Below are 21,860 nucleotides of genomic sequence, written 5' to 3' on the forward strand. Positions count from 1 at the left end.
GTCGCCAAGCCCGAGAGCCTGAAGGGCATGTCCGTCGGCCTGGCCGCCCTGCTGGCGATGGCCGGGGACGACTGACGCCATGGCCGCCGTCGCCGTGATCGGCGGCGGGCCCGCAGGCCTGTTCGCGGCCGAGACCCTGGCGGCGGCGGGCCATGCGGTCACCGTCCACGAGCGCATGCCCTCAGTGGGCCGAAAGCTGCTGATGGCCGGCCGCGGCGGCCTCAACCTGACACACAGCGAGGACTTCGAGGCCTTCGTGGCCCGTTACGCCGAGGCCGCCCCGCGCCTGCGGCCGCTACTCGAAGCCTTCCCACCCTCGGCGCTGATCGCCTGGGCAGAGGGCCTGGGCCAGCCGACGTTCGTCGGCTCGTCCGGCCGCGTGTTCCCGAAGGCCATGAAGGCCTCGCCCCTGCTGCGGGCCTGGCTGGGCCGCCTCGCCGACCTGGGTGTCACGATCCGCACCCGAAGCGATTGGCGGGGCTGGACCGACGATGGAGCGCTCCGCTTCCACACCCCCGAGGGCGAGATCGCCGAACGCCCCGACGCCACGATCCTGGCGCTGGGCGGGGCGAGTTGGGCGAAGCTGGGGTCCGACGGCGCCTGGGCCGCATGGCTCGACGACGTCGCCACCTTCCGCCCCGCCAACATGGGCTTCGACGTCGGCTGGAGCCCCGTGATGCAGGGCTTCGCGGGCCAGCCGCTGAAGGGAATCGCCCTGGGCTTCGGCGATCGCACGGTCCGCGGCGAGGCCATGGTCGCCCGCTACGGCCTGGAGGGCGGCGCGCTCTACGCCCTCTCCGCCCCGCTCCGTGACGCCATCGACCGGGACGGCGCGGCCACGGTCAGCTTCGACCTGCGCCCCGACATGACCGCCGGAGCGCTTACCGCCCGCCTCGCCCAGGGCCGCGGCAGCCAATCGCTCTCGAACCATCTGCGCAAGGCGCTGAAGCTCTCGCCTGTGGAGATCAATCTCCTGCGCGAAGCCCACGGCAAGGACCTGCCCTCCGAACCCGGCGCCTTGGGGCGGGCGATCAAGGCCGCGCCCATCCGCCTGACCGGCGTCCAGCCCCTGGCCCGCGCCATCTCTTCGGCCGGCGGCGTGCGGCTCGATGCGGTCGACGACCACCTGATGCTGAAGGCCCGCCCCGGCGTCTTCCTCGCCGGCGAGATGCTGGACTGGGAGGCCCCAACGGGCGGTTACCTGCTGCAGGCCTCGTTCGCGACGGGGCTGGCGGCGGCGCTGGGCGCGGAGAAGTGGCTGGAGCACTGACGCGCGCGCCGTCCGCGCCTCGGCTATGCTCCTCGCGCGTGTGGGCCCCTATTCCGCCGCCACCGCCTGCGCCTTGGGCCACGGATCGACCGTCACCCGGCGCATATGCCGGCGCTGGCCCGGATAGTCGTTGAGCGCGAAGTGCCAGACCGAGCGGTTGTCCCAGAAGGCCACCGAGCCCGGCCGCCAGGAGAAGCGGCAGGTGAAGGCCTCGTAGCGGGAATGTTCGAAAAGATAGTCCAGCAAGGCCTTGGATTCGCGCGTCTTCCAGCCGTCGATCCGCAGCGTGAAGGCCGGGTTCACGTACAGCGCCTTGCGGCCCGTCTCGGGGTGGACCAGCACCATCGGGTGGACGTATTCGCCCACATAGCCGTCGGCCTCGGCCACCTTCATCGAGCCGCGCTTCTGCGCCGAATGCCCCTGGGCGGAGTATTCGCGGCTGGCGGAATGCACCGCGTTCAGGCCTTCCAGCGTGGCCTGCAGCCCCGGGGACAGCGCGTCGAACGCCGCCGCCTGGCTGGCGAACAGAGTGTCGCCGCCCCACTCCGGCAGCTCGACGGCGTAGAGGATCGACCCGATCGCCGGCGTCTCCAGGAAGCTCATGTCCGAGTGCCAGCCGCCGCCGAAATTGATCTTGTCCGACGGCTCCTTGATGATCTCCATCACCTCGGGTTGCCCAGCCATTCCAGACACATAAGGGTGGATATTCAGCGGCCCGAACCGCCGACCGAAGGCCACCTGCTGGGCCGGCGTCAGATCCTGGTCGCGGAAAAAGATCACCTGATGCTGGGTGAGCGCCGCCCGGATCGCCGCGACCGTCTCGTCGGACAGGGCCTGCGACAGGTCCACCCCCGAGATCTCGGCTCCTAGTGCGCCCGCCACGCGGCGGATGTTCAGTCTCTCGGTCATGGTCGGCGCCTCCGACACCCATGCTATAGCAGCGGCCGAGCGCCGCCACACCGACAAGTCTAAAGGCGCTTGCAGGCCCTCTGAGGCCGGGGAGGTCACATGGACCAGACGGTCATCGGCTTCGACGCCGACGCTCACGCCGCCGAGATCCACGCGCGGGGCTACACGGTCATTCCCGACTTGATGGACGCCGCCACGCTTGAGGCCGTCCGCCAGGGGCTCGCGCCCTATATGGGTCGCCACCACGGCCGAAACGCCTTCGAAGGCTTCTCGACGGAGCGGATCTACACCCTCGTCGCGCGGGCGAAGGTGTTCGAGGACCTGACCGAGGACCCGCGCATCCTGGCGATCCTCGACCGTTTCCTGCAGCCCGGCTACCTGCTCACGGCCAGCCAGTCGATCCAGATCAACCCCGGCGAGGCCGCCCAGGATCTCCACACCGACGACGGCTTCTACCGCCAACCGCGGCCGCGCAAGCCGATCAGCATGACCGTCATCGCCGCCATCGACCCCTTCACCGCCGAGAACGGCGGCACGGAGGTGATCCCGGGCAGCCACCTGTGGGGCGATCACGGCGACGCGCTGCGCCCTAACGGCCACGAGGAGATGGAGCGGCTGCTGGTCCCGATGGAGATCCCGGCGGGCGCCTGTTTCGTCATGGCCGGCACGACCATCCACCGCGGCGGCGCCAACCGCAGCGACAAGCCGCGCCTCGCCTTCACCAACCAGTATTGCGAGCCCTGGGCCCGCACTCAGGAGAACTTCTTCCTGGGCATCCCACCCGAGCGCGCCCGGACCATGTCGCCGCGCCTGCAGACCCTGCTCGGCTACGACATCTGGGCGCCCTTCATGGGCATGGTCAGCTCCCTCCACCCTCGCAAGGCGCTGGAGCCGGGCTGGATTCCGCCTGTGGTCGCGCAAGCGCCGCAATAGATCGGATCGACACCGCTTCTTCCGCAAGGGAAGAAGGTCGCCCCCTATCCCAGGTTCCGCCGGAACAGGGCGAAGAGCCGCTCCCAGTGCCGTTCGGCGGCCGGCTTGTCATAGACCGCGCGCTGCGGGAAGGCGAAGCCGTGGTGGACGCCGGGATAGACCTCGACCTCTGCGTTCGCCCCGGCGCCCTTCAGCGAGGCGTCCAGGGCTTCCACCATCTCCAGTGGGGCGTAGGTATCGTGCTCGGCGCAGGCGAAGTAGAGCTCGGCGCCAGTCTTCTGGGCGGCAAGGTGCGGGCTGTCCGGCTTGTCTGTGACCAGTTGCACGCCGTAGAGCGAGGCCGCGCAGGCGAACCGTTCAGGGTGGCGCGCCGCCGCGTTGATCGCGTACTGGCCGCTCATGCAGTAGCCGATGGCCCCCGCCTTGCCGGGACTGGCCGCGGGATCGCGGCCGGCGAAGTCCAGCAGCGCGTCGGTATCGTCCATCACCCGCGGGATATTGATCGAGCCCATCAGGTCGAACATCCGCGCCCGCGCCTCGGCCTCCGGCAGCGGGGGCAGGTCGGCCAGTTCCAGGACGCCCCTCCGGTAATAGAGGTTCGGCAGCATCACGTAATAGCCGGCGCTCGCGATCCGCCGGGCCATGTCGCGCAGCTCTTCCCGGATGGCCGGCGCGTCCATGAAGAACAGGACCAGCGGATGCGGGCCGCCGCGCTCGGGATGGACGATGAAGGTCGTGGTCTTGCCGTCCTTCGTGGGGATATCGACCGTCTGCTCGATCATGGGGTCAAACCAGCTCCGCGGGCGCGATCCCCAATTCTTTCAGCAACGGCTCGGCGTAGTCGACCCGTCCCGTCATGGTTTTGGGATCGCCGCTCGCCAGCCGGTAGACCGCCTCGGCGATGAACCCGATGGGCTGCACCCGGTCCTTGGTCTGCTCGTTGATCAACCCGTGGACGGCCACCCCGGGCGTGTCCACCAGCCCCGGAGAGATCACGTTCACCGCGATCCCGTCGTCATAGACCTCCGACGCCAGGCCGGTGGTGAACCGCTCCAGCGCCGCCTTGCACATGCCGTAGACTGTGCCACCCCCACGGCGGTTGTAGGGCTGCTTGGGGTGGATGCCCGCGGGCGAGGAGATGTTGACGATCCAGCCCGACTTCTTCTCCCGCATCGACGGCAGCACAAGCTGGCTCAGGTGGAACGGCGCCCAGACCTGCACCTCCATCATCAGGTCGAAGCGCTTCTTGGGGAACGTCTCCACCGGGATGAAGAAGGTCACCGCCGCGTTGTTCACCAGGATGTCCACCGCACCGAACGCGGCCGTCGCCTCGGCCACAAGGCGCTCGCGGTCGGCCTCGGTGGAGAGGTCGGCCTTGACGAACGCCGCCTGCCCGCCCATGGCGCGGATGCGGTCGATGGTGTCGTGCAGCGTGCCCGGCAGCTTGCTCTCGCCCGCCTCTGCGGTGCGCGCCGAGACCACGACCTTCGCGCCCTCCATCGCCAGCCGCACCGCGATGGCCTCGCCGATGCCCCGGCTGGCGCCCGTGACCAGGGCGACCTTGCCCCTCAGCGTTCCGTCCGGATTGATCCCGACCATAGGCGTCCTCCCGTACCGTCTTTTCTGATTGCCGGTACGGTCGCGCGGGGCGGCGCGGGAGGCAAGCGTCGCTTTGTCAGCGCTGGCGGATGTTGAGCCGGCCCACGGTCAGCTCGTCGACCTCCAGCCGGCGGATGCGGACCTTGTTGACCGTGAGACGGCCGATGGCCAGGCGGCCGATCGCCACCGCGCCGACGGCGAAGGCTCCCAGCGCCAGGGCGCCCACGATCACGCCTCCCAGCGCCGTGGCGCCCCCGGCGGCCGCGCCCACCGCACCGGCGCCCACGCTCCTGGGTTCGGCCACCTCGCCCATGTCGCCCTCCCAGCCGGTCTTGAGCCCCCTGCGGGCCATCAGTGCCCCCGTGCGTCCAGCGCCTCACGCACCTGCGCCACAACGCTGGCCCAGTCGTCCGGCGACGGCTGGCGGAACAGGCGGATCGAAGGATACCAGGGGCTGTCGCTCCGGTCGCGCATCCAGCGCCAGTCCGGGTTGAATGGCAGCATCACGAAGCACGGCTTGCCCATCGCCCCGGCCAGGTGCGCCACCGAGGTGTCCACGGTGACCACCACGTCCAGGCCCTCGACGATGCGCCGGGTGTCCTCGAAGTCGGCGGCGCCGGTGGCGCCGGGCGCCAGGTCCCGCGCGCCCTTCCAGCCCGACACCTGGGCGGCGAGTTCGGGCGGCAGCGAACGGTTCTGGTCGTTGACGTGCTCGGGCCGGCCGGTGGTCATCACGCCGATGCCCTGCCCGCCGGCCTGGCTGGCGATGTAGGTGGCCGACGGCCGAACGCCCGACAGGAACGGCATCGACGGCCCCAGCGCCCAGGCGTCGCACGCCGGCAGCGCCACGCGGCCCACGCCCGGCACGACGTTCACGGCCGGCTCCAGCTTCTGGAACAGGCGCACGAGCAGCGGGTGGCACAGGATCGACGCGGCGATCCCCTGCCCCTGCGCCCAGGCGGCGTAGCGGGCGAACATGATCTGGTCGCCCAGCCCCTGCTCCTGAAGGATCAGCAGCGAGGAAACCGGCCGCCCGTCCCACTCGGGAATCGCCAGCGTCGGCTTGCCGGCCGCCCGGCCGCCCATGTTCACCGGCCGGCGCTCCCACAGCGGCAGGCCCTCGTCGAAACGGCCCTCGCGCATCAGCAGGGTGCCCAGGCGCCATTCGATCTCGCGCTCGCCCGGGAAGGTCCTCAGCGCCCCCTGGAGCGCCGAAATGGCGTCCTCGAAGAGCCCGCGCCGTTCGAGGTCGTAGGAATAGTTGATCGCGGCGATCACGTTGGGCGGCAGGACGGGCGTCGCGTCGGCCATGATCTAGAGTCCGTGGGCGTCGAGCGCGGCGCGGACGTCGGCGACCACGCTGGCCCAGTCGCCAGGCGCCGGCTGGCGGAAGAGCCGCAGCGACGGATACCAGGGGCTGTCGGTCCGATCGCGCATCCAGCGCCAGTCGGGGTTGAAGGGCAGCATCACGAAGCAGGGCTTGCCCATGGCGCCGGCCAGGTGGGCCACCGAGGTGTCCACCGTCACCACCACCGCCAAGTCCTCGACGATGCGGCGCGTGTCCTCGAAATCGGCCGCCCCGGTGGACGCCGGCGACAGGTCGCGCACGCCCGGCCAGGCCTGGATCGTCGCCGCCACGCCAGGCGGCAGCGAGCGCCAGCGGTCGTTGATATGGTCGGGGCTGCCCACGGCCATGAAGCCGATGCCCTGGCCGCCCGGCTTGCCCGGCAGGTAGGGCGCGGGCGGGATGGTCTCCAGCGTCGTGCCCATGCGGTAGGGCAAGGAGCCCATCAGGACCCAGGCGTCGTGCCGCGGGATCGAGACCTGTCCCGCACCCTCCAGCATCTCGACGCCGTAGTGCTGGAACAGGCGCACCAGCGGCGGGCGGGCCGTGAGGGTCACCTCGATGCCGCGCTCGACAAGGGGCCGCACGTAGCGCGAGAACATGATCTGGTCGCCCAGCCCCTGCTCCTGCAGCACCAGCAGGCTGCCGACCCGCTCGCCCATCCACTCGGGGAAGCTCAATTTCGGCCGCTGCTGGCCCGGCAGGACGCGGTGCTCGTAGAGCGGCCAGCCCTCGGCGAAACGGCCCATGCGTAGCAACAGGTAGGACAGCCGCCGCTGGAAGGCCACGTCGCGGGGCCGCTTCGCCAGTTCGGCGCGGTAGAGGGTCTCGGCTTCCTCGTAGCGCCCCTGCTCCTCGATCGCGAGGCCAAGGTTCAGGATCACCTGGGGCGGCGGCTCGCCTGGCAACAGCGCGCGATACAGCCGCTCGGCCTCGGCGAAGCGGCCCTCGCTCGCGGCCGCCAGGGCCATCTCGAAGACCTGCACGAAGGTGAATTTCGGGGGCGGGTTGGGCTGGGACACGGGGGATGAATGCCGGGCCGGCCCGCGAAACACAAGCGCCGCCTACGGCCCCTCGCCCCGCCGCCGCTTCCCTCGCGCCACCTCGGTCGCCAGGGCCTCCAGCTTGGGCGTCCAATACAGGCGGAACCGGTCGAGCCAGGCATCGACCTCGCGCATTGGGGCGGCGTCCACCGCATAGATCCGCCGGGCGCCGTCGATGCGGACGCTGGCGAATCCCGCCTCGCGCAGCACCTTCAGGTGCTGCGAGACCGCCGATTGGGTGATGCCGAACTCGGCCTGCACGACCGACGTCATGTCGCCCGACGAACGCTCCCCCTCGGCGAGCAACTCGAGAAGCCGGCGGCGAACGGGATCGCCCAGGACGTCGAACGCGTGCATTGGCCCTCCGCAGTCAGCCTCCGGTGTAGAACGCCGCCGTGTTCGCCGCCATCCGCAGCGCCGTCTCGCGATCTTCGCCCGATGCGATATGGGCCGCGGCCCAGGCCTCGGCCGAGCCGCGCATGAACGCCTTGGCCTCGTCCGAGACCGCCCAGGCCGGGTCGGTCTCCGGGGGCTTGCCGCCGCCGGACGCGATGTGCAGGCCGAGCCCGAGGAAGCTCAGGTCCCAGCCCACCCCGACGGCGGCGGGGCCGTACTTGCGCCAATGTTCGCCGTCGAGGTCGCTCGCCGGCACGATATGCTCCAGCGTCAGCCGCGTTCCGCCCTCCTCCTGCGCGAGGCGCAAGGTGACCCAACTGGTCGCGCCCGCGAACTCCCAGGTGATGTCCAAGGCCTCGCCCGGATCGCAGCGCAGCACCGTTCCGCCCGCGTTGCCCTGGATCTGGAACCGTCCGCCGAGGCGCAGGTCGCCCGTCACCGGCGCGAACCACCGTGGCAGCCGCTCCGCGCTGGTCAGCGCGTCCCAAAGGTCATCGGGTTCGGTCGGATAGAGCCGGCTGGCGACCACGGCTTTCGCCGGTTGGCCTGCCCATTCGCGGTCGGCGACTTCGCGGAACTCGGCTCCGATGGCGCGGGACAGCATTGAAAGCTCCTCCGATTGGAGACGCTTTATATCAGTCCATACTTATATGAGTCGAATCTAAAATGAAGACAGCTACGCCGCCTTCTGCAGTTCCTGCTTCACCCGCTCGGCAAGGGTCTTGATGTCGATGGGCTTGGGCAAGAACGAGACGTTGCGCTCACCCTCAAGCAGGTCCGAGAACTCGCTCTCGGCATAGCCCGAGATGAACATCACCGGCGCCGAGCCCAGGTACTGGCGGGCCTGCTTCAGCAGGTCCGGCCCCTGCATGCCCGGCATCACCACGTCCGAGATCATCAGGTCGATCTGCCCGGCGTGCTCGACCGCGATCTCCAGGGCCTCTTCGCCGCTGGCCGCCTCGATCACCTCGTAGCCACGGGCGCGCAGCAGCTTGGCCGCCACGCCGCGCACCGCGTCCTCGTCCTCGACGAACAGGATGCGGCCGGCGCCGGAGAGGTCCCGCGCCGCCGGACGCTTCGGCGCCGCAGGCTCGGGCGCGGGGGCCGCCGCCACCTCTGCCGCCGGCGCCACGTGCACGGGCAGGAAGATGCGGAAGGCCGCACCTTCGCCGGGCTTCGAGGCCACCGCGATCCAGCCGTCGGACTGCTTGACGATGCCGTAGACCGTGGCGAGGCCCAGGCCCGTCCCCTCGCCCACCGCCTTGGTGGTGAAGAAGGGCTCGAAGATCTTGTCCATCACGTCCGGCGGGATGCCGGGGCCGTCGTCCGACACCTCGATCATCGCGTGGTCGCCCTGCGCCCCCGGATAGCCCAGCGTGCGGGCCTCCTCCTGGGTGACGCGCGCGGTGCGGATGCGGATCACGCCGCCGCCATGGCTGCGAATCGCGTCGCGAGCGTTGACCACCAGGTTCATCACCGCCGTGTCGAGCTGGCCGCGGTCGGCCCGCACGTGCGGCAGGTTGCGGCCGTAGTCGGTGACCAGCTTGATGTCCTCGTACAGCAGGCGGCGCAGCAGCACCTCCGACTCCGAGACCATCTCGCCGACGTCCAGGATCTCGCGCTGCACGGTCTGCTTGCGCGAGAAGGCCAGCAGCTTGCGCACTAGGTCGGCCGCCCGCATCGAGGTCTGCTTGATCTCGTTGAGGCCCTCGTAGGACGGATCGCCCACCGGGTGCCGGGTCGACAGCACGTCGAGCTGCATCAGGATCGCGGTCAGCAGGTTGTTGAAGTCGTGCGCGACGCCGCCGGCGAGCTGGCCGATGGCCTGCATCTTCTGGCTCTGGCTGAGCTGCAGCTCGACCTGCTTCTGGTCCGACACGTCCACCAGGTACGCCACCCAGCGGCCCGAGCTCTGCGACAGGTAGAGGTGGGCGATCCGGCTGGGATCGTGCGCCAGGCGCACCTCCAGCGGCGCGTGGCTGTCGCGAGCGTCGGCCAGCCGCATCGCCGCGTCCAGCCGGCTGGTGGGCTCGATGAGGTCGCCGAACACCTGGCCCGGCTGGCCGCCATGCGCCACGGCGGCGAGGGCGGGATTGGCCTCGATGATCCGTGCCTCGAACGGGTCCTCGCCGTCCAGCAGCGCCGCGCCGAAGGGCGAAGCGGCGGCGAAGGCGTCCAGCACCTTCGGCGGGGGAGCCTTGGCCCCGGCCACGGCGTTCAGCACCTCCATCGCCGACGACGGCAGGGCCAGCGGCCCCGGGCCGCGGCCGGTCAGCCGGACCAGGAAGCGGCGCGGGCCGATCGGCGAGACCAGGGCCTCGCGCTCCTGGCCGCCGGTCTTGACGGCCGCGCGGCCCAGTTCCCCGCGCCGCGCCGACGCCAGGGCGCCGAACAGGCTGGACGCCGCGGCCCCGCTCTTGGGCAGCCGCGAGGCCGGCCCCATCGTCTCGCGCCACGCGGCGTTGGTGGTCAGCAGCCGCCCGTCCGGCGCCGCCACGGCCGCCGGCTCGTCCAGCGCCGCCAGGAACGCCTCCCCGCCGGCCTCGGCTTCGGCCGGCGCCTCGGGGGGGCCGCGCAGCACGAAGAGACCCAGGCAGCAGACCCCCGCCAGGCCCACGAGCAGCAGCGTGCCGGCCAAGGTCTCGACCCCGGCGTTCAGCGCGGGCGCGATCGCGAACGCGGCGGCGAGCAGGAAGAAGAACACCGCCAGGGCGGTGAACGGATCAACCTTCGGGGTCTTGGACGGCGGCTCGGCCATGGCGAGCGTCAGCGCCTCCGGCGAATCGTTGGTATGCATTGTGTCACAACGGGTTGGGGCGTCAGAGGGGCAATCGGTCAACGGTGCAGGGCCCGGCGTCTGCCGGCCCCCAGGATGAAGCCGATGATCTTGGCGACGGCCTCGAAGTGCGCCGGCGGGATCATCTCGTCGATATCGACTGCGGCGTAGAGCGCGCGGGCCAGGGGCGGATCCTCGATGACCGGCACGCCGGCTTCCTCGGCGACCGCGCGAATCTTGAGCGCCAGGCTGTCGAGGCCCTTGGCCACGCAGACCGGCGCGGCCGTGTCGCCCTGCTCGTACTTCAGCGCCACGGCGTAGTGGGTCGGGTTCATCACGACGACCGTCGCATCGGGCACGGCCTGCATCATCCGGCGTTTGGCGCGCTCGAAGCGGACTTGCTTCTGGCGCGCCTTAACGTGGGGGTCGCCTTCGGTGTTCTTGTACTCTTCCTTGACCTCTTCCTTGGTCATTCGCATGCGGACCAGGAAGCGCTGGCGCTGCCAGAACCAGTCGGCCCCGGCGACGGCCAGGCTGACCCCGACGACCGAGAACACCAACCGCTTCAGGATGTCGACGCAGAACGGCATGATCGAGCCGACGTCCAGCGCCGAGAGCGACGAGAACTTCGGGACCACCGGCCGCAGGATGCACCAGACCAGCAAGGCGATGACCGCCACCTTTACCAGCGACTTGGCGAACTGGACGACGCCGTCCAGGCCGAACATGCGCTGCAGGCCTTTGCGCGGGTCCAGCTTCGAGAAATCGGGCTTCAGCTTCTCCGCGCTCAGGCGCAGCCCGCTTTGCATGAGGCTGGCGCTCGAGCCGGCCACCGCCGCGGTCAGCATCACCGTCAGCAGCGCCGGCGCGGCCGCCAGCAGCGCATAGCGCATGATCTCCATGCCGCCGTGGCCCTCGACCGACATGGCGTCGGGATGGGCCAGGAACGGCAGCAGCTTCACGGCCAGGTTCCGGGTGAACCAGCCGCCGCTGATGATGAGCACGCCGGAGACCGCCGCCAGCACCATGGCCGGCTGCAGGTCCATGGTCTTGACGCCTTCACCCTTCTGCTTGGCCTTCTCAAGCTTCTGGGGTGTCGCCTCTTCTGTTTTCGACTCGCGTTCGGGCGCTTCGCTCATCGGCCGACGAACGTCCCGACCAGTTCACGGAAGCGGTCGAGCCAGACGATCCCGATCACGCCGAAACTGAGCGCGAAGATCGACAGGCTGAACATCACGATCAGCGGCGTGGCGACGAAGAAGACCTGGAACTGCGGCATCACCCGCCCCACCAGGCCCGTGGCGACATTGAAGATCAGCGAGAACACCACCACCGGGGCGGCAAGCTGGAAGCCCAGGGCGAACGACTTGCTGACCGTCTGCACCGCCAGTTGGCCGGCGTCGGCCACCGGCACGTCGCGGGTGAACGGGAAGAGCTGGAACGAATTGACCACCGCCGTCAGGAAGAGGTGGTCCAGGTCGGTGGCGAAGATCAGCACCAGGCCCATGGTGCCCAGCAGCGTGCCGAGGGACGTGGACGGCTGGGCCTGCATCGGGTTGGCGGTCTGCGAGAACGACAGCGTCGAGGCCATCGAGACCACTTCGCCGGCCGTCGCCAGCGAGACCATGAAGAGCCGCAGGATGGTGCCGATCAAAAGGCCGATCAGCAGTTCCTTGATCACCGCCCCGCCCAGGTCGGCCGCGCCGGCGGGAATGGCGGGCACGCCGCGGCTCACCACCGGGAACATCATCAGGGTGAAGGCCAGCGCGAACGAGAGGCGGATGCGCGGCGGGATGAAGGTCTCGCCGAAGCCGGGCAGCACCATGAGCACCGCGCCGACCCGCGCGAAGACGAGGCCGGCGGCGTACACCTGCTGGGCTGTGGCGTAGGACTCCACGGGGAGCGCCCCTCCCCGGCTACATGCCCGCGATGCGGGCCGCGATCTGGCGCATGAAGCCGCTCATCAGCGCGCCCATCATCGGCAGGAAGATCAGCAGCGAGACGAAGATGGCGACGATCTTCGGCGCGAACACCAGGGTCTGTTCCTGGATCTGCGTCAGGGCCTGCAGGAGGCCGATCCCGACGCCCACCACCAGGCCCACCAGCAGCACCGGCGCGCACATCTGAATCGTGAGCCAGATGGCGTCGCGGCCGACGTCCAGAACCTCGGCGCCGTTCATCGAAGGACCTCTCGGAAAGCGTCTGTGGCGCGACCGTGCGCCGACGGCCCAATGTCGTCCGACATGGTTAACGAAAGGCTAGAGGCCGTTAACGAAAGAACCCCCGGCGTCGCCGCCCGGGGGTCCGTATCGTCGCAGCCTTGGCGCCGGCTCAGGCGAGCGCGGCCTTGCGGCGGCGGACCATCGAGCCCAGGCCGAAGAAGCCCAGGATCATCATCGCCCAGGTCGCAGGTTCCGGCACGGCCATCGCCACGCCCATGCCGCCAGCCAGCGAACCGTCCTCGTTGGCCACCATCATCACGTCCGTCGCGCCCGCGGCGTTGAGTTGGCCGGCGACGCCCGAGTCGCCCAGGCCGTAGTAGAAGGTGAAGGTGCGCGTCGCGCCCGCGGCCAAGGTACCCAGGTTCAGGCGGAAGCCGGCGCCGCCGTCGTACGCGTCGGCCTGGCAGCAGGGGAAGAACCAGTCGTCGGCGGTCGACGCCGAGTCGAAGCCCACGATCGTCGTCTGGACGCCGGTGCTGTAGGGGTTGGTCTCGTATTCCACGCCGGCCCGGTCGATATGGAACTCGGCCAGACGCTGGAACAGCACCGAGGCGTCGGCGCCGCTGAGGTTGGTGAGGTCCGTCTCGACGGCCAGGATGTTGGGCGCGACGAAGCTGAACGTCTGCTTCACGCCGAAGCCGCTGTCGGTCGTCACGTTGGCCACGGCGCTGTCGGCCGTCGAGCTGAACGCGCCCGCCGTCACGCCGCTGAGCCCATAGAAGCCGTCGTCGGCATAATCGCCGTTCACGCCCCAGGAGTCGCGTTGGGCGTCGGTGGCGATCATGTCCACCGTCCCATTGCTGAAGCCCACGCCGGACGCGTCGTACAGTTGACCGTATTCGCTGACGCCGACGCTGATCGTCCCGTTGCTGATCACCACCGCCCCGGCCGGACCGGCAGCGGCCAGACCCAGCGCCGCCAGCGCGGCCCCGGCGACCAAACCCTTGAAGCTCATAGACTATCCCCCAACGGCGGGCCTCTGCCCGCATAAACACTTTCTTCACCCTACAACGGGGGCATGACGCTTCGGCAACAGGCTTCGCCCCTCAGGCGTACGCCTCGCGTCCGGCGCCTCAATTCGCGGCGATCGCCTGCTCCAGCGCCCGCGCCGCCTCGGCGGGGGTAGATTTGCCGGAATCCCGGTCGACGCTGTAGTTCGCCGACCGCATCGCCTCCACCGGCACGGCCCCGACCAGGGGCCGCAGCGCCTCGACGAGTCGATGGTCCTTCGCCGCCTTGGGCGAGAGCAGGATCACCGCGTCGTAGGGCGGGATCGCCCCCTTCGGATCGGTCAGCACCACCAGCTTGTCGGCCGCGATCCGCCCGTCGGAGGAGAAGGCGCTGATCACGTCGGCGTCCCCGCTCGCCAGCGCCCGGTACATGAACGTCGGCTGGTACGACCGCTCCGAGCGGAAGTTGAACCCATAGGCGCCGTCCACCGCCTTCCACTCGGGCCGGGACAGGAACTCCAGGTCCGACCCCAGCTTCAGCCTGGGCGCCTCGCGCGCCAGGTCCGCCAGGCTGGCGACACCCAACGCCTGCGCGCGATCGGGCCGCATGACGAAGGCGTAGGCGTTCTCGAAGCCCAGCGAGCCCAGCACCAGCACTCCATCGCGACGCTTCAGCTCGGCGGTGAGCTGGTCCAGCACCGCCTTGCGGCCGGGATTGTCGGTGCGGCCCAGCACGTTGGTCCAGAGCGTCCCGGAATAGTCGACGTAGACGTCGAGCTCGCCCGCCGCCAGGGCGCGATAGGCCACGGCCGAGCCCAAGTCCTCCTTGCGCGAGACCGACGCACCGGCCTTCTCCAGCCGCCCGGCCATCAGCTCGGCCAGGATGTACTGCTCGGAGAAGTTCTTCGCGCCCACCGTGTAGGCCGCGTGTCCGCCGAACGACGCCAGCGGCGCCAGGGTGGCGGCCGATCCGGCGAGGAGGCCGACCAGCCCCGCGGCCACCAGGCTGCGGCGCCGCAGCCGCACGCCGGTCTCGACGAGCCCCAGCAACTGGTCCGCGGCCAGCGCCAGCACCGCCGAGGCCGCGCAGCCGAACAGCACGAACACCCAGTTCTCGGTCTGCAGCCCCGCGAAGATGTAGTTCCCGAGGCTGGTCTGCCCGACCGGCGTCGACAGCGTCGCGGCCCCGATCGTCCAGACGGCCGCCGTGCGCACCCCGGCCATGATCACCGGCGCCGCCAGCGGCAGCTCCACCTGCGTCAGCTTCTGGCCCGGCGTCATGCCCACGCCGTCCGCCGCCTCGGAGATCGCCGGGTCAACGCCTGTGATCCCGGCGACGCCGTTCCGCAGGATCGGCAGCACCGAATAGAGCGTGAGCGCCAACAGCGACGGCAGGAACCCCAGCGCCGAGAAGCCATGCCCGGTCAGCCCCGCGCTCAGCGCCGACAGCGCCAGAAGCAGCGGGTAGAAGAGCGCCAGCAGCGCGATGCTGGGGATCGTCTGGATCAGGCTGGCCAGCGCCAGCGTCGGCCAGCGCAGCCGCGGACTGCGCGCGGCCGCCACCGCCAGCGGCAGGCTGATCGCCAGCCCCAGCAAAAGCGCGCTGAGGCTCAGCAGCACGTGCCAGCCGAGGTACTCGGGCAGCAGCTCGAAGGCATCCGCCAGACGCGGGTTCATGCGCCCAGCCTTTCCCGCAGGCGCTCGGCCTGCCGCTTGGGCGCTTCCAGCAGCGCGCGCACGTCGGGGTCAGCGGCATGCGACAGCAGTTCGGCGGGCGCGCCGTCGGCCAGGATCCGGCCTGCTTTCAGCACGACGATCCGATCGGCCAGCAGCACGGCCTCCGTCATGTCGTGGGTCACCATGATCGTCGTCAGGCCCAGCCGCTCGTGCAGGGCGCGATACTCGGCGCCGAGCGCGTCGCGCGTCAGCGGGTCCAGGGCCCCGAACGGCTCGTCCAGGAGCATGATCCTCGGCTCGGCGGCGAGGGCTCGGGCCACGCCAACCCGCTGCCGCTGGCCGCCCGAAAGCGCCGAGGGCGGCCGCGCGGCGACCTCCGCCGGGAGCGCGACCAGCGCCAGCAGCTCCGTCACGCGCGCGGCGATCCGCCCCTTCTCCCAGCCCAGCAGCCGCGGTGTGACCGCGATGTTCTCGGCGACCGTCAGGTGCGGAAACAGACCCACCTCCTGGAAGGCGTAGCCGATCCGTCGCCGCAGGCGGTGCGGCTCGGCCGCGCCGACGTCTTCGCCGGCGACAGTCGCGCGCCCGGCGTCCGGGCGCACCAGGCCGTTGATCGTCTTCAGCAGGGTGGTCTTGCCCGATCCCGAGCCGCCGACGAGGGCCACGAACTCGCCCTCCCCCACCGACAGGCTCACGCCGTCGAGCGCCAGATGGCCGCCGTACCGCCGGGAAACGCCTGCCAGTTCGATGATGAGTGCGGCCATGGCCCAGGCGTAGCATCCGGATCGCGCTTGGGGGAGCCGTCAGGCGGCGCTAGACGTTACGGCCCAAGTCGAACCGGAGTTCCCCCATGGTCCCTCGCCTGCTCGCCGCCGCCGCCATCTTCGCCCTCAGCGCCACCGTCGCGACGGCCCAGGCGCCGCAGACCACCGCCGAGCTCAAGAACGGCGCGGGCCAGGCGGTCGGCAAGGTCACGCTGGTGGAGGCCCCCAAGGGCGTGCTGCTGAAGGTAGAGGCCAAGGGCCTGGCGCCGGGCTGGCACGGGCTGCACTTCCACGAGAAGGCCGACTGCTCGAAGGCCGACTTCACCTCGGCCGGCGGCCACACCCACGGCGCGGGCGACCGCGTCCACGGTCTGCTGAATCCCAAGGCCAACGAGACCGGCGACCTGCCGAACCTGTTCGTGGCCGCGGACGGTACGGGCTCCACCGAGGTCTTCTCGTCGCTGACGACCCTAACCGCCCTGAAGGACGCCGACGGCTCGGCCGTGGTCATCCACGCCGGCGCCGACGACCACCAGACCCAGCCCATCGGCGGCGCCGGCGCGCGCGTGGCCTGCGCGGAGGTGAAGTAGGAGATCATCCCTCCCGATGAGGAGGAAAGGGCGCCCTAGATCGGCATCCGCATGATTTCTTGATACGCCTGGATCACCTGGTCGCGGACGGCCATCACGGTCTCGAGGCTGGCCTCCGCCGCCGAGATCGCGGTCACCACGTCCACCAGTTCGGTCTTGCCGGCCACCTGGGCGGCCATCTGGTGTTCGGCGTTCTTCGAGGCGTGGACGGCGTCGCTCATCGCCGACTTCAGGATGTCGGCGAAGCCGCCGGCCTTCGGCGTGGCCTCGGTCCCGACCGTGCCGACGTCGCCGACGCCCATGCCCTTCTGGGTGGCGGCGTAGGCCTTGGCGGCGGCAAGCGGCGTCATCATCGGTCAGGCCCTACTTCTTTAGGAGGTCCAGCGTGCGCATCTCCATCGCGCGCGCCGTCTCGATGACGTTCAGGTTGGCCTCGTAGGCGCGCTGCGCCTCGCGCATGTCCATCGCCTCGACCAGGCTGTTCACGTTAGGCAGCTTCACATAGCCCTTGGCGTCCGCCGACGGGTGGCCGGGGTCGTACTCCTGGCGGAAGTCGGTCTGGTCGGGCTCGACCTTGCTCATCCTCACGCCCTTGCCGCCGGCCACCTTGGCCGGTTCGAACACGGGGGCCTGCCGGCGATAGGGGTCGCCGCCGGGGGTCTTGGACGTGGAATCCGCGTTCGCCAGGTTCTCGGCGATGATCCGCATGCGGCCCTGCTGGGCGCGCAGCGCCGAGGCCGCGATGGCCTGGGCGACGCCGGAGACGGGCTTGATATCGGGCATTTAGGTCTCCCTACGAGCCGGGCTTGCGCGCGGCCATGCGCAGGATGTTCATCGACTTCTGGTAGAAGCTGATCGCGGCGTCGTAATCCATCCGCGCCTCGCTCATCTTGATCATCTCCTCCTCCAGCACAACGGCGTTGCCGTTCAGCGTGGTCTCGGAGTCGGGCGAGCGCTTGGTCTTGAACTGCGAGCCCAGGGTCTTGCGCTCGTTCGGCGGGGTCATGTGGCCCGCCTGGGTGGCGGCCATCGTCGCCGCGCCGCCGCCCGCCTGGGCCATCTTCTGGGCCTGCATGGTGGCGTCGAAGCTGAAGGGCTTCAGGTCGTTGGGCACGAACCGGGCCGTGTCGGTGTTCGCCACATTTTCGGCGATCACCTTCTGTCGCTCGCTCAGGTAACCCATCCGGTTACGGAGCATCGCGAAAAGCGGAATCTGGCCCAGGTCCATGAGCCTGATCCTTAATCAACAGGGTTAATCCTGGTTTAAGAGACTCACGCGCGAATGGCGGGCGTCCCCACCCCGCAGAACGCCGCCATGGACCTTTCGAACTTCCTACGGGCCGTCTTCGCCCTCGCGCTCACCCTGGGCCTCATCGGCCTGGCGGGCGTGGCGCTGCGCAAGTACGGCCCCGACGCCATGGCGCGCCTTGCGTCCCAGAAGAAGGACCGCCGGATGAAGGTGGTCGAGAGCCTGGTGCTGGACCCGGCCCGACGCTTGTTGATCGTCGAGTGCGACGGGCGCGAGCGGCTCGTCCTGCTGGGCGAAGGCCGCCTGCTGGGCGACCTGCCGGCCAAGGAGTCCCGGGATGCGTGAGCTCTGGAAGGCCATCCGGGTGCTGCCGGCCGAGGAATGGCGCCGCGCCGCCCTGCTGGCCGCCATCACCACCTGCGTCGCCATGCTCTTCCCGGCGGCCGCCATCGCCCAGACGCTGAACGTCAACCTGGGCACGGGCGCCGGCCTGACCGAGCGCGTGGTCCAGCTCGTCGGCCTGCTGACGGTCCTGTCGCTGGCGCCCTCCATCGTCATCATGACCACCTCGTTCGTGCGGATCGTGGTGGTCCTGTCGCTGCTGCGGACGGCCATGGGCCTTCAGCAGAGTCCGCCCAATGCGGTGATCATCTCCCTCAGCCTCTTCCTCACGGCCATCGTCATGGGCCCGACCTTCGAGCGCTCGTACAACGAGGGGGTCAAACCTCTGCTCGAACAGCAGATGGAGCTGCCCGCCGCCTTCGACGCCGCCGGCGGCCCGGTGAAGCAGTTCATGCTGACCCAGGTGGACCGCGAGGACCTGGCCTTCTTCATCCGCCTGTCCAAGGTCCCGCGGCCCGCGACGCTGCAGGACACCCCGATCCGCGTGGTCACGCCCGCCTTCATGATCTCCGAGCTGAAGCGCGCCTTCGAGATCGGCTTCCTGCTGTTCATCCCCTTCCTGGTCATCGACCTGGTGGTGGCCAGCGTGCTGATGAGCATGGGCATGATGATGCTGCCGCCCGTGGTGGTCAGCATGCCGTTCAAGCTTATCTTCTTCGTCCTCGTCGACGGCTGGCGGCTCGTCTGCGGCAGCCTCGTCGAAAGCTTCCAGCGGGGCGCCGGGGGCGGGTAGCGCCCCCTTCGCGCCGCCAGGGGCGACACCGCGACCGAACGCCTGACGTCAGCCCTTTGCGGCGGCTCTGGCCGGCGTGGCCTGGGCCTGCTTCGCCGGGGCGACCGGCTTCGCGGTGGCGGAGCCCGTGGGGGCGGCGCGGGTCTTGAAGCGGCCCTTCATCTTCTCGACCCAGCCGGCGAAGGCCTCGTTATCGGCGGACACCCGCCCGAAGTCGCCGATGGTCAGCCGGCCCGACGGCTCGCCCGACAGCGCGATGCGCAGGGCGTCGGGGTTGTTGGCCTTCTCGTAGAAGCCCTGGTAGCGGCTTTGCAGGCGGCCCAGCGCCGCGTCGTCCCCGGCCAGGCTGTAGGCGACGCCGGCGCGCAGCAGGCGGCCTTCCTCGTCGCTCGAAAGCTGCGTCGGGTCCTTCCAGCGCTCGCCCAGCGACTTCTCGAACAACGGACCGGCGGCCGCCCAGTTCTTCTGCTTCCAGGTGATCTCGGCGCGCAGGTCCTGGCCGTCCTTCGAGGCGTCGTTCCCCAGGATCTCCAGCGCGCTGTCGTACCTGCCGAGCGCGGTCCAGGCGCGGGCTTCCACCAGCCGCCGTTCGGCGTTCAGCGCGGCCGGCAGCACCGTGGTCCGCGAGCCGTTGATGGCCTCCAGCGCCTGCTCGGGCTTGCGGTCCATCAGGTAGATCACCGCCAGGTCCGTGGCGACCTGCGCCTTCGGCACGCCGTCCAGCCGGTTTTCCGCCTGGTACTTCAAAAGCTCGGCCGCCTGGGGCAGCAGGTCCACGTCCACCAGCCGGCGGACGATCTTGCGCACCATCAGGTCGCCGTCGGCGCCGATCGGGGCCAGTTCCTTGAAGTCGAAGAACAGCGCGAGCGCCTGGAGCGGCTCCAGCCCGTCGGCCAGTCCGTCGAGAAAGAGCCCGCGGAAGGCGGCGTTGAGGTCGGCCTGAAGTTGCTGCGCCTCGGGCAGGTCGGGCAGGCGCACGCCGGCCGAGCGCAGCGCCTCCAGCGCCTCGCGATAGCGCCCCTGGCCCAGGTAGAGCTGCCCCAGCGCCCGGATGGTCTCCAGCTCGGTGGAGTCCCCCCGCCAGCGGTAGCGCAGGCCGTCGTAGACGCTCGCGGCCTGGGCCGTGTTGATCTGGCCAAGCTGCAGCCGGATCTGTGTCGCGCGCAGCACCGCCGGCGTGGCGATGGAGTCGATCGGGGCCGTGCCGATGGCCTTGTAGATGCGCAACGCCCGGTCCTGGAAACCCTTGAGCTCGATGACCCGCGCCTGGATCAGGCGGGCCCGCAGTTGCTCGTCCGCCGGGACCTTCTCCTGCAGCGCCATGTCGATCCGGCTTTCGGCGGCCACCAGGTCGCCCTGGGCCAGGGCCGCCTGGGCGTCGGCCCGCGCGAACCGCGCCTTCCAAAGCGGCGACATCAGGCCGTAGGCCTCGATGCCCTTGGCGAACTGGGCTCGCGCCTCGGGATACTGGGCGATCTGGGTGTTCACGTACGCGCGCCACAGCGCGGTCGAAGGATCGTCCGCCAGGGCGGGCGAGGAGAAGTCGGCGTCGGCCTCGGCGTACCGGCGCGCCAGCGTGCGGGCCACGCCGCGCAGGCCCCGGAATTCCGGGTCGTCCAGCATCTCGGGATGCTCGCGGGCCAGGGCGTTCAGCGCGCCGATCGCCTCGTAGCTGAGCTCCGAACCCACCAGGAAGCGGACCAGCGCCATCCGGGCGGCCACGGGCGCCTCGCGGTCCTTGTTGCCGCCTTCGTTGGAGGCTGCGGCGACCAGGCTGTCGTAGCGCCGCAGGAAGCCCAGCGAGCCGACCTGGGCCCATTCCGCCATGACGATCCCAGGCATGCTGGCCGGGCGTGGCGCGCCCAGTTGCGCGTCCTCGCGGTCGCGCGTCGCCCAGGGCGGCGAAAGGGTCAGGCCCGTCTCGGCCCGGCTGATCCGCACCAGTTCGCCGTCGCGTTGGACCGTGACGTTGTCGGCCAGCGGCTCGATCGCCAGGCCCTGGATCGACGGCAGCAGCGCGGCGTCGACGTAGTCGCGGCGGCTCGGCACGCCCTTGGGCGGCCCCAGCGCGGTCACCACGCTCAGCGTGTCGCCGACCACCGGGTCCCAGAGGTTGATCACGCGGGTGGCGCCGGCCACCGGAGCCTTCAGCGTGGCGGGGCCGCCGGCGGCGTCGCGACCGACCCGGACGATGGCCGGCTGCGACTGCGAGCCTGGGCCTAGGGAGATGGTCCAGGTGGAGCCCTGCGAGGCCACGAACACCGGGGCGTCGGGGTCGGCGTCGATGCGCAGCGCGGCGTGGTCGGCGCCCTTGAACGCCTGCATCCCGCGCAGCGGCCGCATGTTCTTCGGCGCGCTCGAGACGTCCAGCGTCGCCGGCGCGTCGAACACCACCCAGATGGCATCGCCCCGGCGGAAGACGGCGGCGCCGGCCGGATTGGCCCAGGCGAAGGAGAACTGGATCTGGCCGCCCGCGGCCTTCGAGGCCATGCGCACCACGCCGCCCGCCGGCAGCGGGTTCGGCCGCGGCGGCTCGGGTTCGGCGACCGGAACCTCGACCGGCGCCGTCGGCGTGGCGGGCTTCTCGAAGAAGTTCGCGAACGTCGCGCCGTCGGCCTCGCCGATCTTGGCGTCGGCGTTGTCGGCCAGGGTGATGACGATCTGCGGCTTGCCCGCCACCGGCAGGCGCACCGCGCTCTTGATGTAGGGCGGCGGCGCGGTCAGCAGCCGGCCGATGTCCGGGTCGTCGTCGCGCTCCACGGTGAGCACGACGGTGGAGCCCTCGCGGCGCAGGCTGCCGCCCTTGCCGACTTCGATGCGCGAGAACGTCTCGGCGGTGGCCACGCGCACGTCGACGCCGCCGCGCGCGGCGACGGCTTTGGCGGCGGGAGCCGCGAGGCCCGCGGGGGCCGCGACGCTGACGATGCAGGCCGCGGCGACACCCGAGCGTAGGGCTCGCTTGAACGCCATCCGCTACCCGGCGGTGGGCGCGGCCGCGGCGG

General features: G+C 70.5%; 24 protein-coding genes. 5 read left to right on the plus strand and 19 right to left on the minus strand.

What is annotated here, in order from left to right:
• Window positions 1-79: 79 nt before the first annotated feature.
• On the plus strand, window positions 80-1,270 hold the full coding sequence (locus Q0L11_RS11270) for a TIGR03862 family flavoprotein (protein ID WP_296597341.1): 1,191 nt from the start codon (window positions 80-82) through the stop codon (window positions 1,268-1,270).
• Window positions 1,271-1,318: 48 nt separating this feature from the next.
• On the opposite strand, the gene Q0L11_RS11275 is transcribed toward Q0L11_RS11270, so the two are convergent.
• Window positions 1,319-2,179 (minus strand): TauD/TfdA family dioxygenase, encoded by an 861-nt coding sequence (locus tag Q0L11_RS11275; protein WP_296597342.1) that lies wholly within the window; start codon window positions 2,177-2,179, stop codon window positions 1,319-1,321.
• 99 nt (window positions 2,180-2,278) lie between these two features.
• Here Q0L11_RS11275 and Q0L11_RS11280 point away from each other — a divergent pair, with 99 nt between their 5' ends.
• Entirely contained in the window at window positions 2,279-3,112 is an 834-nt protein-coding gene (locus tag Q0L11_RS11280) for a phytanoyl-CoA dioxygenase family protein (protein ID WP_296597343.1), read from the plus strand.
• A 44-nt stretch (window positions 3,113-3,156) separates the two neighbouring features.
• Here the strand turns inward: Q0L11_RS11280 and Q0L11_RS11285 are convergent, their stop codons facing one another.
• From Q0L11_RS11285 to Q0L11_RS11350, 14 genes are all read right to left on the minus strand, one after another.
• The gene (locus tag Q0L11_RS11285) at window positions 3,157-3,894 is read right to left on the minus strand and encodes a dienelactone hydrolase family protein (RefSeq protein WP_296597344.1); all 738 of its coding nucleotides are present in this window, start codon (window positions 3,892-3,894) and stop codon (window positions 3,157-3,159) included.
• A 4-nt stretch (window positions 3,895-3,898) separates the two neighbouring features.
• Window positions 3,899-4,711, minus strand: a complete 813-nt coding sequence (locus Q0L11_RS11290; RefSeq protein ID WP_296597345.1) for an SDR family NAD(P)-dependent oxidoreductase — start codon at window positions 4,709-4,711, stop codon at window positions 3,899-3,901.
• A 76-nt stretch (window positions 4,712-4,787) separates the two neighbouring features.
• Complete coding sequence (locus Q0L11_RS11295) at window positions 4,788-5,063, minus strand: hypothetical protein (protein ID WP_296597346.1); 276 nt, start codon at window positions 5,061-5,063, stop codon at window positions 4,788-4,790.
• Window positions 5,063-6,022 carry a hypothetical protein gene (locus Q0L11_RS11300; protein ID WP_296597348.1) on the minus strand — a complete coding sequence of 320 codons (960 nt, stop codon included), beginning with the start codon at window positions 6,020-6,022 and terminating at the stop codon, window positions 5,063-5,065. The genes Q0L11_RS11295 and Q0L11_RS11300 overlap by 1 nt, the downstream gene beginning before the upstream one ends.
• A 3-nt stretch (window positions 6,023-6,025) precedes the next feature.
• Window positions 6,026-7,078 carry a tetratricopeptide repeat protein gene (locus Q0L11_RS11305; RefSeq protein ID WP_296597349.1) on the minus strand — a complete coding sequence of 351 codons (1,053 nt, stop codon included), beginning with the start codon at window positions 7,076-7,078 and terminating at the stop codon, window positions 6,026-6,028.
• Window positions 7,079-7,120: 42 nt separating this feature from the next.
• Window positions 7,121-7,456, minus strand: coding sequence for a helix-turn-helix transcriptional regulator (locus tag Q0L11_RS11310; protein WP_296597350.1), 336 nt, complete (start codon window positions 7,454-7,456; stop codon window positions 7,121-7,123).
• 13 nt (window positions 7,457-7,469) lie between these two features.
• Entirely contained in the window at window positions 7,470-8,099 is a 630-nt protein-coding gene (locus Q0L11_RS11315) for an SRPBCC family protein (protein WP_296597351.1), read from the minus strand.
• Window positions 8,100-8,171: 72 nt separating this feature from the next.
• On the minus strand, window positions 8,172-10,253 hold the full coding sequence (cckA, locus tag Q0L11_RS11320) for a cell cycle histidine kinase CckA (RefSeq protein WP_296597370.1): 2,082 nt from the start codon (window positions 10,251-10,253) through the stop codon (window positions 8,172-8,174).
• Between the two features lie 77 nt (window positions 10,254-10,330).
• Window positions 10,331-11,410 (minus strand): flagellar biosynthesis protein FlhB, encoded by a 1,080-nt coding sequence (flhB, locus tag Q0L11_RS11325; RefSeq protein WP_296597352.1) that lies wholly within the window; start codon window positions 11,408-11,410, stop codon window positions 10,331-10,333.
• A complete protein-coding gene (gene fliR / locus Q0L11_RS11330) occupies window positions 11,407-12,168 on the minus strand; it encodes a flagellar biosynthetic protein FliR (RefSeq protein ID WP_296597353.1) in 762 nt (253 codons plus the stop codon). The genes flhB and fliR overlap by 4 nt, the downstream gene beginning before the upstream one ends.
• Window positions 12,169-12,187: 19 nt before the next feature.
• Window positions 12,188-12,451 carry a flagellar biosynthesis protein FliQ gene (gene fliQ, locus Q0L11_RS11335; RefSeq protein ID WP_296597355.1) on the minus strand — a complete coding sequence of 88 codons (264 nt, stop codon included), beginning with the start codon at window positions 12,449-12,451 and terminating at the stop codon, window positions 12,188-12,190.
• A 151-nt stretch (window positions 12,452-12,602) separates the two neighbouring features.
• Complete coding sequence (locus tag Q0L11_RS11340; RefSeq protein ID WP_296597356.1) at window positions 12,603-13,448, minus strand: PEPxxWA-CTERM sorting domain-containing protein; 846 nt, start codon at window positions 13,446-13,448, stop codon at window positions 12,603-12,605.
• Between the two features lie 118 nt (window positions 13,449-13,566).
• A complete protein-coding gene (locus Q0L11_RS11345; protein WP_296597358.1) occupies window positions 13,567-15,120 on the minus strand; it encodes an ABC transporter permease/substrate-binding protein in 1,554 nt (517 codons plus the stop codon).
• Complete coding sequence (locus Q0L11_RS11350) at window positions 15,117-15,884, minus strand: ABC transporter ATP-binding protein (protein WP_296597359.1); 768 nt, start codon at window positions 15,882-15,884, stop codon at window positions 15,117-15,119. Before Q0L11_RS11350 ends, Q0L11_RS11345 begins: the two co-directional genes overlap by 4 nt.
• A gap of 86 nt (window positions 15,885-15,970) precedes the next feature.
• On the opposite strand from Q0L11_RS11350, the gene Q0L11_RS11355 reads away from it, so the two are divergent.
• Entirely contained in the window at window positions 15,971-16,474 is a 504-nt protein-coding gene (locus tag Q0L11_RS11355; protein ID WP_296597361.1) for a superoxide dismutase family protein, read from the plus strand.
• A gap of 35 nt (window positions 16,475-16,509) precedes the next feature.
• On the opposite strand, the gene fliE is transcribed toward Q0L11_RS11355, so the two are convergent.
• The 3 genes from fliE to flgB are packed head-to-tail and all read right to left on the minus strand — an operon-like array spanning window position 16,510 to window position 17,702.
• Complete coding sequence (gene fliE, locus Q0L11_RS11360; RefSeq protein ID WP_296597362.1) at window positions 16,510-16,827, minus strand: flagellar hook-basal body complex protein FliE; 318 nt, start codon at window positions 16,825-16,827, stop codon at window positions 16,510-16,512.
• Between the two features lie 10 nt (window positions 16,828-16,837).
• Window positions 16,838-17,257 carry a flagellar basal body rod protein FlgC gene (gene flgC, locus Q0L11_RS11365; protein ID WP_296597364.1) on the minus strand — a complete coding sequence of 140 codons (420 nt, stop codon included), beginning with the start codon at window positions 17,255-17,257 and terminating at the stop codon, window positions 16,838-16,840.
• Between the two features lie 10 nt (window positions 17,258-17,267).
• Entirely contained in the window at window positions 17,268-17,702 is a 435-nt protein-coding gene (flgB, locus tag Q0L11_RS11370; RefSeq protein WP_296597365.1) for a flagellar basal body rod protein FlgB, read from the minus strand.
• Window positions 17,703-17,789: 87 nt separating this feature from the next.
• Here flgB and Q0L11_RS11375 point away from each other — a divergent pair, with 87 nt between their 5' ends.
• Window positions 17,790-18,068 carry a flagellar biosynthetic protein FliO gene (locus tag Q0L11_RS11375; protein ID WP_296597372.1) on the plus strand — a complete coding sequence of 93 codons (279 nt, stop codon included), beginning with the start codon at window positions 17,790-17,792 and terminating at the stop codon, window positions 18,066-18,068.
• The gene (gene fliP, locus Q0L11_RS11380) at window positions 18,061-18,858 is read left to right on the plus strand and encodes a flagellar type III secretion system pore protein FliP (RefSeq protein WP_296597367.1); all 798 of its coding nucleotides are present in this window, start codon (window positions 18,061-18,063) and stop codon (window positions 18,856-18,858) included. The genes Q0L11_RS11375 and fliP overlap by 8 nt, the downstream gene beginning before the upstream one ends.
• 48 nt (window positions 18,859-18,906) lie before the next feature.
• Here fliP and Q0L11_RS11385 read toward each other — a convergent pair whose 3' ends face one another.
• Complete coding sequence (locus tag Q0L11_RS11385) at window positions 18,907-21,828, minus strand: tetratricopeptide repeat protein (protein WP_296597368.1); 2,922 nt, start codon at window positions 21,826-21,828, stop codon at window positions 18,907-18,909.
• Between the last annotated feature and the right edge of the window lie 32 nt (window positions 21,829-21,860).

It is taken from the genome of Phenylobacterium sp. (genome assembly GCF_024508875.1).
Lineage (GTDB): Bacteria > Pseudomonadota > Alphaproteobacteria > Caulobacterales > Caulobacteraceae > Phenylobacterium.

Excerpts from the sequence above, each read along its gene's own strand:
- fliP (WP_296597367.1), top strand. The coding sequence starts at position 18,061 with ATGCGTGAGCTCTGGAAGGCCATCCGGGTGCTGCCGGCCGAGGAATGG.
- flgC (WP_296597364.1), bottom strand. The coding sequence starts at position 17,257 with ATGCCCGATATCAAGCCCGTCTCCGGCGTCGCCCAGGCCATCGCGGCC.
- Q0L11_RS11270 (WP_296597341.1), top strand. The coding sequence starts at position 80 with ATGGCCGCCGTCGCCGTGATCGGCGGCGGGCCCGCAGGCCTGTTCGCG.
- Q0L11_RS11295 (WP_296597346.1), bottom strand. The coding sequence starts at position 5,063 with ATGGCCCGCAGGGGGCTCAAGACCGGCTGGGAGGGCGACATGGGCGAG.
- flgB (WP_296597365.1), bottom strand. The coding sequence starts at position 17,702 with ATGGACCTGGGCCAGATTCCGCTTTTCGCGATGCTCCGTAACCGGATG.
- Q0L11_RS11385 (WP_296597368.1), bottom strand. The coding sequence starts at position 21,828 with ATGGCGTTCAAGCGAGCCCTACGCTCGGGTGTCGCCGCGGCCTGCATC.
- Q0L11_RS11375 (WP_296597372.1), top strand. The coding sequence starts at position 17,790 with ATGGACCTTTCGAACTTCCTACGGGCCGTCTTCGCCCTCGCGCTCACC.
- fliQ (WP_296597355.1), bottom strand. The coding sequence starts at position 12,451 with ATGAACGGCGCCGAGGTTCTGGACGTCGGCCGCGACGCCATCTGGCTC.
- Q0L11_RS11350 (WP_296597359.1), bottom strand. The coding sequence starts at position 15,884 with ATGGCCGCACTCATCATCGAACTGGCAGGCGTTTCCCGGCGGTACGGC.
- Q0L11_RS11290 (WP_296597345.1), bottom strand. The coding sequence starts at position 4,711 with ATGGTCGGGATCAATCCGGACGGAACGCTGAGGGGCAAGGTCGCCCTG.
- fliE (WP_296597362.1), bottom strand. The coding sequence starts at position 16,827 with ATGATGACGCCGCTTGCCGCCGCCAAGGCCTACGCCGCCACCCAGAAG.
- Q0L11_RS11355 (WP_296597361.1), top strand. The coding sequence starts at position 15,971 with ATGGTCCCTCGCCTGCTCGCCGCCGCCGCCATCTTCGCCCTCAGCGCC.
- Q0L11_RS11285 (WP_296597344.1), bottom strand. The coding sequence starts at position 3,894 with ATGATCGAGCAGACGGTCGATATCCCCACGAAGGACGGCAAGACCACG.
- Q0L11_RS11340 (WP_296597356.1), bottom strand. The coding sequence starts at position 13,448 with ATGAGCTTCAAGGGTTTGGTCGCCGGGGCCGCGCTGGCGGCGCTGGGT.
- Q0L11_RS11275 (WP_296597342.1), bottom strand. The coding sequence starts at position 2,179 with ATGACCGAGAGACTGAACATCCGCCGCGTGGCGGGCGCACTAGGAGCC.
- Q0L11_RS11345 (WP_296597358.1), bottom strand. The coding sequence starts at position 15,120 with ATGAACCCGCGTCTGGCGGATGCCTTCGAGCTGCTGCCCGAGTACCTC.
- Q0L11_RS11315 (WP_296597351.1), bottom strand. The coding sequence starts at position 8,099 with ATGCTGTCCCGCGCCATCGGAGCCGAGTTCCGCGAAGTCGCCGACCGC.
- cckA (WP_296597370.1), bottom strand. The coding sequence starts at position 10,253 with ATGGCCGAGCCGCCGTCCAAGACCCCGAAGGTTGATCCGTTCACCGCC.
- Q0L11_RS11280 (WP_296597343.1), top strand. The coding sequence starts at position 2,279 with ATGGACCAGACGGTCATCGGCTTCGACGCCGACGCTCACGCCGCCGAG.
- Q0L11_RS11310 (WP_296597350.1), bottom strand. The coding sequence starts at position 7,456 with ATGCACGCGTTCGACGTCCTGGGCGATCCCGTTCGCCGCCGGCTTCTC.
- flhB (WP_296597352.1), bottom strand. The coding sequence starts at position 11,410 with ATGAGCGAAGCGCCCGAACGCGAGTCGAAAACAGAAGAGGCGACACCC.
- Q0L11_RS11300 (WP_296597348.1), bottom strand. The coding sequence starts at position 6,022 with ATGGCCGACGCGACGCCCGTCCTGCCGCCCAACGTGATCGCCGCGATC.